Below are 14677 nucleotides of genomic sequence, written 5' to 3' on the forward strand. Positions count from 1 at the left end.
TCTACCTCGCCGGCGCCGGCCTCGCCCGCGGCTACCTCCACCGCCCCGCCCTCACCGCCGAACGCTTCACCGCCGACCCCCACGGCCCCGCCGGCGCACGCATGTACCGCACCGGCGACCTCGCCCAATGGGCCCCCGACGGCACCATCGACTACCTCGGCCGCACCGACTTCCAAGTCAAAGTCCGCGGCTACCGCATCGAACTCGGCGAGATCGAAACCGTCCTCACCCGGCACGCCCACGTCTCCCGCGCCGCCGTCGTCGTCCGCGAGGACCGACCCGGCGTCAAGCTCCTCGTCGGCTACGTCGTCCCGGCCGCCGGCCGGGCGCCCGACCCGGCCGAACTGCGCGCCCACCTCGCCACCGAACTCCCCGACTACATGGTCCCCACCACCATCGTCACCCTCGACACCCTCCCCCTCAACACCAACGGCAAGCTCGACCGCAAGCAACTCCCCGCCCCCGACTTCACCGACCGCCCCACCGGCCGCACCCCCGCCACCGAACGCGAAAAGCTCCTCGCCACCCTCTTCGCCGAAGTCCTCCAACTCCCCCACGTCAGCGCCGACGACAGCTTCTTCGCCCTCGGCGGCCACTCGCTCCTCGCCACCCGCCTGATCAGCCGCGTCCGCTCCGAGCTGGGCGTCGAGCTGCCGGTCCGCGCGCTGTTCGAGGCGCCGACCGTGGCCGCTCTCGCCGAGCTGGTCGGCTCCGCCGGACGGGCCCGGCAGGCGCTCACCGCGCGCCCGCGGCCCGCGGAGATCCCGCTCTCCCCCGCCCAGCGCCGGCTCTGGTTCCTCGGCCGGTTCGAGGACGCCGGTGGCACCTACAACCTGCCGCTGGCGATCCGGATCTCCGGTGAACTGCACGTGCCCGCCCTGCGCGCGGCGCTCGCCGACGTGGTGGCCCGGCACGAGAGCCTGCGGACGGTCTTCCCGGACACCGACGGCCGCCCCCGCCAGCAGGTGCTCGACCCGGCGGACGCCGTGCCGGCCATCCCGGTGGTCGGCGTCACCGAGGAGGAACTACCCGGGGCACTGGCCGCCACCGCGGCCCGGGACTTCGACCTGACCCGCGAAATCCCGCTGCGCGCCCGCCTGTTCGCACTCGACGGCACCGAGTACGTGCTCCTCCTGGTCGTCCACCACATCGCCACCGACGGCTGGTCGATGGCCCCGCTCGCCCGCGACCTCTCCACCGCCTACACGGCCCGCCTCGACGGTGCCGCCCCCGACTGGCAACCGCTGCCCGTCCAGTACGCCGACTACACGCTCTGGCGCCAGGAGGTCCTGGGCGACGAGCACACCCCCGGCGGCGAACTCGCCCGCCAGCTCGACTACTGGCGCACGACCCTGGCCGCGCTGCCCGAGGATCTCGCCCTTCCGACCGACCGCCCGCGCCCGCCCGAGATGAGCTACCGCGGCGACACGGTCTCCCTCAGCATCCCGGCTGCTGCTCACCGGGGCCTGGCCGCACTCGCCCGTCGCCACCGCGCCAGCGTCTTCATGGCCGCGCAGGCCGCGCTCGCCGCCCTGTTGCACCGGCTCGGCGCCGGCGAGGACATCCCCGTCGGCACGCCGGTGGCCGGTCGCACCGACCAGGCGCTGGACGAGCTGGTCGGCTTCTTCGTCAACACCCTGGTGCTGCGCACCGACCTCTCCGGCGACCCGACCTTCCGCGAGCTGGTCGAGCGCGTCCGGGAGGCGGACCTCGCCGCGTACGCCCACCAGGACGTGCCGTTCGAGCAGCTGGTCGAGGTGCTCAACCCGAGCCGCTCGCTGGCCCGGCACCCGCTGTTCCAGGTGATGCTGTCCTTCCAGAACAACGCCGAGGCCACGCTCGACCTGCCGGGTGTGCACGCCACCGCGCAGCCGGTCGGCCTGCGGACGTCCAACTTCGACCTGTCCGTCGTCCTCGCCGAGCGGTTCACCGCGGACGGAGAGCCCGACGGCATCGAGGGCGGCATCGAGTTCGCCACCGACCTGTTCGACCGCGCCACCGCCCAGGAGCTCGCCGACCGCCTGGTCCGGCTGGTCACCGACCTGGTCGCCGCCCCGGACCGCCCGCTGTCCACGGTGGACGTGCTGACCGCGGAGGAGCGCCACCGGGTGCTCGTCGAGTGGAACGACACCGCCCGCGACCACCCCACCGGCACCCTGCCCGGCCTGTTCGAGGCGCAGGTCGCCCGCACCCCCGACGCCACCGCCCTGGTCTTCCGGGACGTCCGGCTCAGCTACGCGGCGCTCAACAGCTGGGCCAACCGGCTGGCCCGCCGGCTGATCGCCGACGGGGTCCGTCCCGAACAGGTGGTCGCCGTCCGACTGCCGCGCTCCGCCGAACACGTCGTGGCGCTGCTCGCCGTGATGAAGGCGGGCGCGGTGTACCTGCCGATCGACCACGCGTACCCGGCCGACCGGATCGCCCACATGACCGAGGACGCCCGGCCGGTCGCGGAACTCGCCGACCTCGCCGAGCTGTGGGCGCCGGAGGGCCACCCCGCCCACTCGGGCGAGAACCTGACCGACGAGGAGCGGTGCGGCGCCCCGCGGCCCGACAACGCCGCGTACGTCATCTACACCTCCGGCTCCACCGGCCGCCCCAAGGGCGTCACCGTCCAGCACCGCAGCGTCGTCAACCTGTTCCACGACCACTTCGGCCGCCTCTACGCCCCGGAGCTCGCCGCCACCGCCGGCCGCCGCCTCAAGGTCGCCCTGATCGCCTCGTTCTCCTTCGACGCGGCGATCGACCCGCTGCTGTGGTTGCTGGCCGGCCACGAGCTGCACCTGATCGACGACGAGGCCCGGCACGACGCCGCCGCCCTGGCGGCGTACGTCCGGCAGGTCGGCGGCATCGACCACTTCGACACCACCCCCGGCCTCTTCCAGCAGCTGCACGAACTCGGCCTGACCGCCGACGCGGCCACCCGTCCGCTGCTGGTGGGCCTGGGCGGCGAGGCGCTCGGCGAGTCCCTGCGCGCCGAACTCGCCGCGATCGAGGGCCTGGCCACCTACAACCTGTACGGCCCCACCGAGACCACCGTCGACGCCCTCGGCCAGCGGATCACCGACTCCGGCCGGGTCCTGGTCGGCCGCCCGCTGGACAACTACCGGGCGTACGTCCTGGACGCCGCGCTACGCCCGGTCGCCCCGGGCGTCGCGGGCGAGCTCTACCTCGCCGGGGCGGGCCTGGCCCGCGGCTACCTGGGCCGGCCCGGCCTGACCGCCGAACGCTTCACCGCCGACCCGTACGGCCCCGCCGGTTCGCGGATGTACCGCACCGGCGACCTCGCCCGGTGGACCAGGGACGGCCGCATCGACTGCCTCGGCCGCACCGACGACCAGGTCAAGCTCCGCGGCTTCCGGATCGAGCTGGGCGAGGTGACGGCGGCACTGGAGGCCCACCCGGACGTCGCCTCCGCCGCCGTCGTGGTCCGCGAGGACCGCCCGGGCATCCGCGAGCTCGTCGCCTACGCCGTCCCCGCCGTCGGCCGTGCCGTGCCCGCCGCCGACGAGCTGCGCCGCAGCCTGGGCGAGCGGCTGCCCGACTACATGGTCCCGGCCGCGTTCGTCCCGCTGGAGCGGCTGCCCCGCACGGTGAACGGCAAGCTGGACCACCGGGCGCTGCCCGCCCCCGCGCCGCGCACCGGCTCCGACGGCCGGGCCCCGCGCACCGCGCAGGAGAAGGCGCTGTGCGAGATCTTCGCCGAGGTCCTCGGAGTCGACGCGGTCTCGATCGACGACAGCTTCTTCGACCTCGGCGGCCACTCGCTGCTCGCCGTCCGGGTCACCGGCCGGGTCCGCTCCCGGCTCGGCGCCGAACTCGCCGTCCGGACGCTGTTCGAGGCCCCGACGCCCGCCGGGCTCGCCGAACGCCTCGGCGGGGCCGCGACCGGCCGCCCGGCGCTCACCGCCCGCCCGCGCCCCGAGGCCGTCCCGCTCTCCCCCGCCCAGCGCCGGCTCTGGTTCCTCGACCGCTTCGAGGGGCCCAGCGCCACGTACAACCTGCCGCTGGCGGTCCGGCTCACCGGCCCGGTCGACCCGGCGGCGCTGGCGGCCGCGCTCGGCGACGTCACCGCCCGGCACGAGAGCCTGCGGACGGTGTTCCCGGACGCCGACGGCCGGCCGCGGCAGCTCGTCCTGCCGCCCGAGTCGGCCCGACCGGGGCTCCTGGTGGCCCCCTACACCGCCGAGGCGGTGGCCGCCGAGGCCGCGCGCGGGTTCGACCTGGCCGTCGACCTGCCGGTCCGGGCAGCGCTGTTCACGGTCACCGGCGAGGAGTCCGTGCTGCTGGTGGTCGTGCACCACATCGCGGCGGACGGCTGGTCGATGGCCCCGCTCGCCCGCGACCTGTCCACCGCCTACGCGGCCCGACTCGACGGCCACGCACCGGAGTTCACCCCGCTGCCGGTCCAGTACGCCGACTACACGCTCTGGCAGGCCGAGGTGCTCGGCGAGGAGCACGACCCGGCGAGCGAGCTCAACCGCCAGGTCGAGTACTGGCGCACGGCCCTGGCCGGCCTCCCGGAGGAGCTGGCCCTGCCGACCGACCGGCCCCGCCCGGCCCGGATGAGCTACCGCGGCGACACCGTCCCCTTCCACGTGCCGGCCGCCACCCACGAGCGGCTGCTCGCGCTCTCCCGGACCACGGGCAGCAGCCTGTTCATGGTCGTCCAGGCCGCGCTGGCCACCCTGTTGCACCGCCTCGGCGGCGGCTCGGACATCCCGGTCGGCAGCGTGACGGCCGGCCGTACGGACGAGTCGCTGGACGAGCTGGTCGGCTTCTTCGTCAACACGCTCGTGCTGCGCACCGACCTGTCCGGCGACCCCGGCTTCCGCGAACTGCTGGGCCGGGTCCGGGAGACGGACCTCGCCGCGTACGCCAACCAGGACGTGCCGTTCGAGCGCCTGGTGGAGATCCTCAACCCCGAGCGGTCGATGGCCCGGCACCCACTGTTCCAGGTCATGCTGGCCTTCCAGAACACCGGGGAGGCGACGCTCGGCCTGACCGGGCTCCAGGTCGCGCCGTACGAACTCGCGCTCGACTCGGCGAAGTTCGACCTCACCTTCCAGCTGGCGGAGTCGGCGGACGGGCTGGCCGGCAGCGTCGAGTACGCGACCGACCTGTTCGACCGCAGCACCGCCGAAGCACTCGGCGCCCGCCTGGTCACCGTGCTGGAAGCCGTCGCGGCCGACCCGGACATCCGGGTCGGGAGCATCGACGTCCTCACCGCCGAGGAGCACGCGCTGCTCGGCAAGTGGTCCGGCAACCCGCGCGAGGTGGCCCCGGCCACCTTCCACGGCCTCTTCGAAGCCGCCGCCGACACCACCCCGCACGCACCCGCCCTGGTCAGCGGCCCGCTCACGCTCACCTACGCCGAGGTCGAGGAACGCGCCAACCGACTCGCCCACTGGCTCACCCGCCAAGGCGCCGGACCGGAACAGATCATCGCCCTCGTCCTGCCCCGCTCGGTCGACATCGTCATCGCCCAACTCGCCGTACTCAAGACCGGCGCCGCCTACCTGCCCGTCGACCCCGACTACCCCACCGAGCGCATCACCTACATGCTGGAGGACGCCGCACCCACCCTGGTGCTCCGCGAACTCCCCCACCTCGACACCGAATCCACCACCCGACCGACGGTGAACGTCGCCCCGGCGAGCCCGGCCTACGTCATCTACACCTCCGGCTCCACCGGCCGCCCCAAGGGCGTCGTCGTCAGCCACACCGGCCTGGCGAGCTTCGCCACCGCCGAGATCGAACGCTTCCACGTCACCCCCGACAGCCGCGTCCTCCAGTTCGCCTCACCCAGCTTCGACGCCTCCGTCCTCGAACTCGTCATGACCTTCGCCGCCGGCGCCGCCCTCGTCGTCCCGCCCGCCGGACCGCTCGCCGGCGACGTCCTCGCCGACGTCCTGGAAACCGCACAGGTCACCCACGCCCTCATCCCACCCGCCGCCCTGGCCAGCGTCCCGAACGGCGCATTCCCGCACTTCCGCACCCTGATCGTCGGCGGCGACGCCACCTCCGCCGAACTCGTCGACCGCTGGGCCCCCGGCCGCCGCATGATCAACGCCTACGGACCCACCGAATCCACCGTCGCCGCCACCCTCTCGACACCGTTGAGCGCAGGCACCGGCGTACCGCCCATCGGCACCCCCATCCCCAACACCCGCACCTACGTCCTCGACACCTCTCTCCAACCCGTCGCCCCCGGTGTCACGGGAGAGCTCTACCTCGCGGGTGCCGGCCTCGCCCGCGGCTACCTCCACCGCCCCGCCCTCACCGCCGAACGCTTCACCGCCGACCCCCACGGCCCCGCCGGCGCGCGCATGTACCGCACCGGCGACCTCGCCCGCTGGACCCCCACCGGCGACCTCGAATACCTCGGCCGCTCCGACGACCAGGTCAAGATCCGCGGCTTCCGCATCGAACTCGGCGAGATCGAAACCGTCCTGGCCCGCCACCCGCACGTGGCACGGTCGGCGGTGGTCGTCCGCGAGGACCAGCCGGGCACCAAGCGCCTGGTCGGCTACGTCGTCCCCGCCGCCGGCGCCGTCCTCGACGCCGAGGCGCTGCGCGCCCACCTCGGCGCGGCCCTCCCGGACTACATGGTCCCGTCCGCCTTCGTCGCCCTGGACGCCCTCCCGCTCACCGTCAACGGCAAGCTCGACCGCAAGCAGCTCCCCGCCCCCGCCGCGGAGGCCGGCGCCAGCGCCGGCCGCGGTCCGCGCTCGGCGCAGGAGGAGGTCCTCTGCGGCCTGTTCGCCGAGGTGCTGAAGGTCGACCGGGTGGGCATCGACGACAGCTTCTTCGAGCTGGGCGGCGACAGCATCACCTCGATCCAGCTCGTCAGCCGGATCCGCTCCGTCCTCGGTGTGAAGATCGGCAACCGGAGCGTCTTCGAGACCCCGACCGTCGCCCGGCTCAGCGAGAAGCTCGGCAGCGGACAGGGGGGTGACGGCTTCGAGGTGCTGCTCCCGCTGCGAACCGGCGGCGACCGGCACCCGCTGTTCTGCGTCCACGGCGCCGGCGGCCTCAGCTGGCCGTACTCCTCGCTGCTGAAGCACATCGGCGCCGAGTACCCGGTCTACGGCCTCCAGGCCCGCGGGCTGGACGGGACGGACGAGCGGATCGCCCGCAGTGTCGAGGAGATGGCGGCCGACTACGTCGAGCAGATCCGGTCGGTGCAGCCCGCCGGCCCGTACCACCTGGTCGGCTGGTCCTTCGGCGGGATCGTCGCGCACGAGGTCGCCGTCCGGCTGGCCGAGGCCGGTGAGCGGGTCGCACTGCTCGCCAACCTCGACCAGACCCCGTTCGACGAGGCCTGGACCGAGGAGGAGGGGTACACCGTGCCCACCGAGCGGGACGTCCTGGAGACGCTGCTGGACTTCGTCGGCTACGACCTGGCCGAGCTGCGCGCCCAACCGCTCGACCACGGGCGGGCGATGGAGCTGATCCGGGCCCGGGACAGCGCGCTCGGCAGCCTTGAGGAGCGGCACATCGCCGCCTTCGTGAAGGTCGGCGTCAACAACCACGTGCTCAGCGGCGCCTACCGGCCGCGCCGGTTCGACGGCGACCTGCTGCTGTTCGTCTCGACCGTCGACACCGACGACCCCGCCGCCAAGGCCGAGCGGTCGGCGGCCGCCTGGCAGCCGCACCTGACCGGCACCGTCACCACCCACCCGGTGCACGCGCACCACGGGCACCTGCTCCAGCCGGACCCGGCGGCCGAGATCGGGCGGGTCCTCCTCGCCCGCCTCACCGGCCTCCTGGCCCCCGTCAACTGACCACCCATCGCAGACACGTAAGGAGTGGCCGTCATGGAAACGGCAATCTCGGCGGAGGGCCTCCGCAAGCGGTACGGCGACCACCAGGCGCTCAACGGCATCGACCTGGAGGTGCCGGCCGGCTCCATCCTCGGCGTGCTGGGCCCCAACGGCGCCGGCAAGACCACCACCGTCCGCATCCTCACCACCCTGCTGACCCCGGACGAGGGCCGCGCCACCGTCGCCGGCTTCGACCTGGCCACCCAGCAGAAGCGGATCCGCGCGAACGTCGGCCTCACCGGCCAGTACGCGGCCGTGGACGAGCGGCTCACCGGGCGGGAGAACCTCCAGCTGATCGGCAGGCTGCTGCGGCTCGGCCGGCGCGGCGCCCGGGCCCGGGCCGACGAGCTGCTGGAGAAGTTCGACCTGACGGCCGCGGCCGGCCGGATGGCGAAGACGTACTCCGGCGGCATGCGCCGCCGGCTCGACCTCGCCGCGAGCCTGGTCGCCGCGCCGCCGGTGCTCTTCCTGGACGAGCCGACCACGGGCCTGGACCTCACCAGCCGGCTCGCGCTCTGGGAGATGATCAAGGAGCAGGTGCACAACGGCGTCACCGTCCTGCTCACCACCCAGTACCTGGAGGAGGCGGACCAGCTCGCCGACTCGATCGTGGTGATCGACAAGGGCCTGGTCATCGCCGACGGCACCCCCGACGAGCTGAAGCGCAAGGTCGGCGGCGAGCGCCTGGAGGTCACGGTGGCCACCGCCGCCGACCTGGCCGCCGCCACCCGGGTGCTGGCCGAGCTGTCCTCCGGCGAGCCGACCGTCGACCAGGACGCCCGCACGGTGTCGGTGCCGATGGGCGGCGGGGTGAGCACCATCGCCTCCGCCGCCCTCGGGCTGGAGCGGCTCGGCATCGAGCCGCAGGACTTCGCCGTCCGCCGGTCCTCGCTCGACGACGTCTTCCTCGCCCTCACCGGGCAGCCGGGCTCCGCGCCCGCCCCGGACCCGACCCCCGCCGGGGACCCGGCGCAGCCCAAGGAGATGCAGGCAGCATGACCGAGGTGTTCAGCGACACGGTCGCCCTCGCCGGCCGCCAGATGCGGCACATCCGGCGGATGCCGGAACAGTTGCTCGGGATCACCGTCATGCCGGTGGCCTTCGTCCTGGTCTTCGGCTACCTCTTCGGCAGCGCGATGCAGGTCCCGGGCCAGGGCGGCTACAAGGAATACATCATGGCCGGCATCTTCGCCCAGGTGATGCTGGCCAACCTCACCACCACCGCGGTCGGCGTGGTCGAGGACCTCAACAACGGCCTGGTGGACCGCTTCCGCGCGCTCCCCATCTCCCGTTCCTCCGTCCTGCTCGGCCGCACCGCCGCCGACCTCGTCCTGGTCTCCTGGACGTCCGCGATCATGGCCCTGGTCGGCTACCTGATCGGCTGGCGGGCGCACAACGGCGTCCTCCAGACCCTGGCCGGGTTCGGCCTGCTGCTCCTGATGGGCTTCGTGATGTCCTGGGTGGGCGCCCTGGTCGGCCTCTCCCTGCGCAGTCCGGAGGCGGTGAGCGCCGTCGCCGGCGTCGTGATGATGCCGCTCGCCTTCCTGTCCAACGCCTTCGTCCCGCCGCAGGGCCTGCCCGGCTGGATGCGGGTGGTCGTCGAGTGGAACCCGGTCAGCGCCGTCGTCTCCGCCGCCCGCGACCTCTTCGGCAACGAACGCGGCGAGTCCAGCGGCGCCTTCCCCTCCGAGCACCCGGTCCTCGCCGCCGTGATCGTCCTGGCCGCCCTCCTCGCCGTCGTCGTCCCGCTCGCCGGCCGCGCCTACCAGCGCGCCGCCGCCAAGCGCTGACCGGTCCGCCCGGGAACGACCGAGGCCCTGCTTCCGCGAGCCGGGAGCGGGGCCTCGTCGTCGGGTGGTGTTCAGCGTCTGTGGCCGGGGCCGATCATCAGGAACAGCACGCGCAGCACCAGCACGGAGCTGACCACCAGCAGGTTGTAGCCGAAGAGTTCGAACAGCCCGAGGCCCTGGCTGAGCATGGGGCCGCCCTCGGTGCGCAGCAGTTGCACCCCGACCAGGCCGATCACGCCGCCGAGGAAGGCGAGCAGGATCTCGTGGACCAGCGAGCGCAGGAACCGCCGGTCCTCCGGGTCGGAGAACATCCGTACGCCGACGGTGAGTTGCCCGCCCTCCACGGCGGAGCCGATCCGCTCGATCCGGCGCGGCAGCCGGCGCAGCATCGGGACCAGTCCGAGCAGTTCCTCGGCCACGGTGCGGCCGAGCGTCTCCGGCTTGAGCTTGCGCAGGTGCTGGCTGACGGCGAAGGAGCGGGCCTCGGTGACGATGTCGAAGCCGGGCACCAGGCGGTCCAGCGAGCCCTCCATGGTGGCCAGGGCGCGGAACACGGCCGCGATCTCCGGCGGCACGTTGATGCCGTGCCGGGAGACGATCGCGAACAGGTCGGCGAACATCTCCCGGTCGGGCTTGGTGCCGGGCGCGAAGTGGCGGGCGAGGAACTGGCCGACGGCGCGTTCGAGTTGGCGTTCGTCGATGTGTTCGGGGTGCACCACCATCTCCAGCAGCGCGTCGCACAGGCCCCCGGGGTCGCCGCGGTGCAGGGCCAGCACCATGCCGCGCAGGGTGGCGCGCAGCGAGCGGTCGATCCGCCCCACCGAGCCGAAGTCGAGCATGCCGAGCGTGCCGTCGTCGAGCAGCAGCAGGTTGCCCGGGTGCGGGTCGGCGTGGAAGACGCCGCTGGTCATGATCTGCCCGAGCAGGCACTCCAGCATCGCGCCGGCCAGCGCGTGCCGGTCCAGTCCGCGTTCGTCCAGCACCTTGGGGGCGCTGTGCAGCGGGATGCCGGACATCCACTCGGTGACCAGCACCCGCTTGGCGGTGAGGTCCTCGTGCACCTCGGGCACCCGGATCACGGAGTTCCCGCCGGCCTCGGCGATCGCGGCGGCCACCGAGAGCGTGTTGCGGGCCTCGATCCGGAAGTCCAGCTCCTCGTGCACCGAGACCGCGAAGCCCTGGGCGAGGGTGACGGCGCCGACGCTGCGCCCCCACTCGGTGTGCTGTTCCAGCCGCTCGGCGAAGCGGTAGAGGATGTCCAGGTCGTCGACGACGATCTCGCGGGCGCCGGGGCGCTGCACCTTCACCGCGACCTGTTCGCCGCCGGGCAGCCGGGCGCGGTGGACCTGGGCGATGGAGCCGGCCGCGAACGGCTTGCGGTCGAACTCGGCGAACACCTCGTCCGGCGCGGCGCCCAGCTCCTCGCGGAGCACCTGCTCGACGGCGTCCCAGGGCTCGGGCGAGGCCTGGTCCTGGAGCATGCCGAGTTCGGTGGTGAACTCGGGCGGCAGCAGGTCGTGCCGGGTGGACATCACCTGGCCCAGTTTGACGAAGGTGACCCCGGCCTCCTCCAGCGCCAGTCGCAACGAGGCCGCCAGGACGGCGCGTTCGGCGGCCGCGTTGGGCCCGCGGCGGGTCCGGCCGCTGAGGAAGCGGCCCAGGCCGTGCCGGACGAATATCCGGCTGAGCCGCCCGTAGCGGCGGGTCCGGGCGACCTGCCGGCGCAGTGAGCCGGGGAACCGCACCAGCCCGCGCATCACGCCGGAGGGCACCAGGACCTCGGTGGCCGCCAGGAAGAGCATGGCGGCCACCAGGGAGACCCCGATCTCCAGGGTCAGCAGGGCGACTGGCTGCACGTGGCGCAGCGGGTAACTGACCAGGGTCGCCGCGGCCAGCCCGACCAGGCCGGTGGCGACGGCGCGCCCCTTGCCGAGCCGGACGCCGAGCAGCCGGCGGGCGCCGGAGGCGAGGCCGGTGACGAAGACGGTCAGCGAGAGCGCCGCCAGCAGGACGAGGGCGGCGGCGTTCATGCCCGTCGGCTGCCCGGGGTCCGGCGCCGGCGCGCGGCGTAGTTCAGTGCCACCACGGTGAGCAGCGGCCCCCAGAGCAGCAGCGGCATGTAGAGCCAGCCCATCACGGCGCGGTGGGTGCCCCGCAGGTTGCCGCCGTCGACGCTGTCCCAGACGATCGCCTGGCTGACCGTGAGCGCGGTCATGAACGCCGCCCCGAGCAGTGCGGCGGTGACCGCCGCCCAGGTCCGGACCGGCCGGCCGCCGATCAGCGGGATCCAGCGCGGCACCACCTCGCCCCAGGGGCGGACCAGCCCGAGGGTCATCAGGGCCGCGCCCTCCTGGAGCAGCGAGATGGCCGGAAGGACGAGGTAGCCCGTGCCGGGCAGGCCGTAGTCGCTGCGCAGGACGGCCTCGCTGTACCCGACCGGCACGCCGACGGTCATGGCGAGCCGCCACAGGGTCGACGGCAGTGCGATCAGCGGCACGGCGTGCGCGACCCAGACCGCCCAGCGTGGCGGCGGGGGCGTGTCCGGCAGGGTGTCGGGGGCCAGGAGACGGCTGGCTTCGGTGGTCATAGGACACTGCCCATCTGATCGTCAGGTGCATGGCCGACTGTCCATGCTAGGAACCTGACCTGGGTATTTCCGGTCCCGTTGTCAGCTTGCTGCCACAAATCCGGCCATCGCGAACAGGCTGTTCACCGGCAGCCGCGCTGCCAGTTCCAGCCGATGAAGGTGTGCCGCAATTCCACGTCGAACCGGCAGGTGGCGGTGCCGTCCGCGGCGAGGTCGACGTACGAATGATGGGTATTGGCGTACCACGCGCCGGTGACGTCGAAAATTCCCTTGTAGGTGAATTCGGCGTGGGCCTCGTTGTGCGAGGCGGCGCAGTCGGCGGTGCAGTCGGAGTTCTTCGTCGCGGACTTCAGCGACCAGCCGGCGTTCCACGGCTCGCGGTTCCACTGCTGGGTGGCGGTGGTGTCCGCGGTGGTGATCCGGGTGCCGTCGCCGGTCCAGGACGAGGTGGTGTACAGGCCGGTCATCCGGATGTTGCAGCAGTCGAACATCTCGTTCCAGCTCGTGAACTGCCGTGTCGTCGGGGCGGCCGCCGCGGCGGCCGCGGCGGCCGCGACGCCCTTCGCGGCCGGGGCGCCCTCGGCCGGGACGAGGGTGACCTCGCCGAACACCGGCCTGCAGTCCGCGCCGATGCTGACCCGCTGTTGCACGGCCGTCCCGGCGGGCGGCGCGGGCAGGGCGCCGGTGAGCCGGAGCCCGCCGCAGGACCTCCCCGCCCCGGGGCCGGCGGTGGCGTCCGCGACGACCGCGTCGGCGGCGGTGGCCGGAGCGGCCGTCAGCGCGAGGGTGCCGGCGGCGAGTGCGGCGGCGAGTGCGATGCGATTGCGCAATGTCCCATGCCTTCCTGGTGGGCTTCGCCTGGGAGCGTAAGCGGCGGCCTTTCCGGGCCGGCCGGCCCGCGGGAATCTTGGCAGGAAGCTGACACATCTCTGGCCGAACGGCGGCGCGTCGCCCTAGTGGCACCTTCATGTCAGCGCGGTTGAACGACCGTCCGTGCCCGCCGGAAGCTGTCGAAAGCTCGAACAGACACCTGGAATCCGTAGCGGCCGGGCCGCAGAGGGGGTTTCCGCATGGGGGCCGGACAAATGTACGACACCCGGAATTCCGGCGGGCCGGATCTCCCGCCACGACTTCCGTCCGCCTTGTTGCTGGACCGGCTCGCCCTGGCCGAACCCGAATTCGAGGACCGGATCCGCGCGGCGCTCGCCGAGGCCGAACAATGGCTCCTTCCCGGCGCGGACGACACCCCGGACCCGCGGGTCACCGCCATCACCGGACACCTCGCCGAGGCCGGCGGCAAGCGCCTGCGCCCGCTGCTCGTCCTGCTCGGCGCCGAGTTCGGCGACCCGGGGACGCCCGGCGTCACCCAGGCCGCCGCCATCGCCGAGCTGGTCCACCTCGCCTCGCTCTGCCACGACGACGTGATGGACGGAGCCGACACCCGGCGCGGCCGGCCCAGCCTGCACGCCCGCTGGGGCGAGCGCGCGGCCGTCCTCGGCGGGGACTGGCTGCTCGCCCGGGCCGCCCAGCTCGCCGCCGACCTCGGCTCCGCCGCCGTCCACCTGAACGCCCAGGCCGCCGGCCGCCTGGTCTCCGGCCAGCTGCGCGAACTCACCGGCCCCGGCCCCGGCGTGGACCCGGTCACCCACTACTTCCGGGTGGCGGCCGGCAAGACCGCCGCCCTGCTCGCCATGTCCCTGGGCATCGGCGCCGTCCAGGCCGGCGCCCCGGCCCCGGCCGCGGCCGCGCTCACCGAGTACGGCGAGCAGCTCGGCATCGCCTTCCAGGTCGCCGACGACCTGCTGGACCTGCGCGCGCCCGCCGGATCCACCGGCAAGGAACGCGGCCGGGACCTGCTGGCCGGCGTCCAGAGCCTGCCCGTCCTGCTCGCCCGCGAGGGCGCCGACCCGGCCGACGCCGAACTGCGCGCGCTGCTCACCGGCGGCGCCGTGTCCGCCGCCGACGCCGCCCGGGCGCTGGAGCTCTTCGAGCGCTCCGGCGCGCTCGCCGAGGCCGAGGCCGTGATGCACCGCCGCCTCGACCGCGCCCGGGCCGCCCTGGACGCGCTGCCCGCCCTCCCGGCCCGCCGCGCCCTGTCCGCCCTCTGCGACCACGTCGCCCTCCGCGCCGGCTGAGCCGGCCGAACCCGCCAGGAGCCGCCCCATGACCATGGCCGCACGGGTCGCCGAACTCGGCCGGATCCGCCAGGACGTCCACCACGGCCTCGCCGCCGCCACCGAGGCGCAGCACGCCAAGGGCAAGCTGACCGCCCGTGAGCGCATCGAGCTGCTCCTCGACGAGGGCTCGTTCCACGAGGTCGAGCCGCTGCGCCGGCACCGCGCCACCGGCTTCGGCCTGGAGGCCAAAAAACCGCACACGGACGGCGTCATCGTCGGCTGGGGCACCGTCCACGGCCGCACGGTCTTCACCTACGCCCACGACTTCCGGATCTTCGGCGGCGCACTCGGCGAGGC

8 protein-coding genes are annotated in these 14677 nt (G+C 73.8%); 5 read left to right on the forward strand and 3 right to left on the reverse strand.

Annotation, left to right across the window (positions count from 1 at the left end; all coding sequences use genetic code 11):
• The 3 genes from ACFVHB_RS38725 to ACFVHB_RS38735 all read left to right on the forward strand — a co-directional run.
• Nucleotides 1-7787, forward strand: a 7787-nt coding sequence (locus ACFVHB_RS38725; protein WP_380332351.1) for an amino acid adenylation domain-containing protein, incomplete at its 5' end; no start/stop codon positions are given.
• Nucleotides 7788-7820: 33 nt separating this feature from the next.
• Nucleotides 7821-8825, forward strand: a complete 1005-nt coding sequence (locus ACFVHB_RS38730; protein ID WP_380332354.1) for an ATP-binding cassette domain-containing protein — start codon at nt 7821-7823, stop codon at nt 8823-8825.
• Entirely contained in the window at nt 8822-9616 is a 795-nt protein-coding gene (locus tag ACFVHB_RS38735) for an ABC transporter permease (protein WP_380332357.1), read from the forward strand. Before ACFVHB_RS38730 ends, ACFVHB_RS38735 begins: the two co-directional genes overlap by 4 nt.
• 71 nt (nt 9617-9687) lie before the next feature.
• Here ACFVHB_RS38735 and ACFVHB_RS38740 read toward each other — a convergent pair whose 3' ends face one another.
• The 3 genes from ACFVHB_RS38740 to ACFVHB_RS38750 all read right to left on the reverse strand — a co-directional run bounded on the left by ACFVHB_RS38740 (nt 9688) and on the right by ACFVHB_RS38750 (nt 13033).
• A complete protein-coding gene (locus tag ACFVHB_RS38740) occupies nt 9688-11646 on the reverse strand; it encodes an ABC1 kinase family protein (RefSeq protein WP_380332360.1) in 1959 nt (652 codons plus the stop codon).
• The gene (locus ACFVHB_RS38745) at nt 11643-12203 is read right to left on the reverse strand and encodes a hypothetical protein (protein WP_380332363.1); all 561 of its coding nucleotides are present in this window, start codon (nt 12201-12203) and stop codon (nt 11643-11645) included. The genes ACFVHB_RS38740 and ACFVHB_RS38745 overlap by 4 nt, the downstream gene beginning before the upstream one ends.
• Nucleotides 12204-12325: 122 nt before the next feature.
• Entirely contained in the window at nt 12326-13033 is a 708-nt protein-coding gene (locus tag ACFVHB_RS38750) for a hypothetical protein (protein ID WP_380332366.1), read from the reverse strand.
• 240 nt (nt 13034-13273) lie between these two features.
• Between ACFVHB_RS38750 and ACFVHB_RS38755 the strand changes: the two genes are divergently transcribed.
• Complete coding sequence (locus ACFVHB_RS38755) at nt 13274-14338, forward strand: polyprenyl synthetase family protein (protein ID WP_380332369.1); 1065 nt, start codon at nt 13274-13276, stop codon at nt 14336-14338.
• A 28-nt stretch (nt 14339-14366) separates the two neighbouring features.
• Nucleotides 14367-14677, forward strand: a 311-nt coding sequence (locus tag ACFVHB_RS38760) for a carboxyl transferase domain-containing protein (RefSeq protein ID WP_380332372.1), incomplete at its 3' end; no start/stop codon positions are given.

Origin of the sequence: Kitasatospora sp. NPDC127111 (assembly GCF_042677465.1) — a bacterium.
Classification (GTDB): domain Bacteria; phylum Actinomycetota; class Actinomycetes; order Streptomycetales; family Streptomycetaceae; genus Kitasatospora.

What these genes read in the sequence shown, in the direction of transcription:
- ACFVHB_RS38740 (WP_380332360.1), bottom strand. Translation starts at nt 11,646, where the DNA reads ATGAACGCCGCCGCCCTCGTCCTGCTGGCGGCGCTCTCGCTGACCGTC.
- ACFVHB_RS38745 (WP_380332363.1), bottom strand. Translation starts at nt 12,203, where the DNA reads ATGACCACCGAAGCCAGCCGTCTCCTGGCCCCCGACACCCTGCCGGAC.
- ACFVHB_RS38735 (WP_380332357.1), top strand. Translation starts at nt 8,822, where the DNA reads ATGACCGAGGTGTTCAGCGACACGGTCGCCCTCGCCGGCCGCCAGATG.
- ACFVHB_RS38730 (WP_380332354.1), top strand. Translation starts at nt 7,821, where the DNA reads ATGGAAACGGCAATCTCGGCGGAGGGCCTCCGCAAGCGGTACGGCGAC.
- ACFVHB_RS38755 (WP_380332369.1), top strand. Translation starts at nt 13,274, where the DNA reads ATGGGGGCCGGACAAATGTACGACACCCGGAATTCCGGCGGGCCGGAT.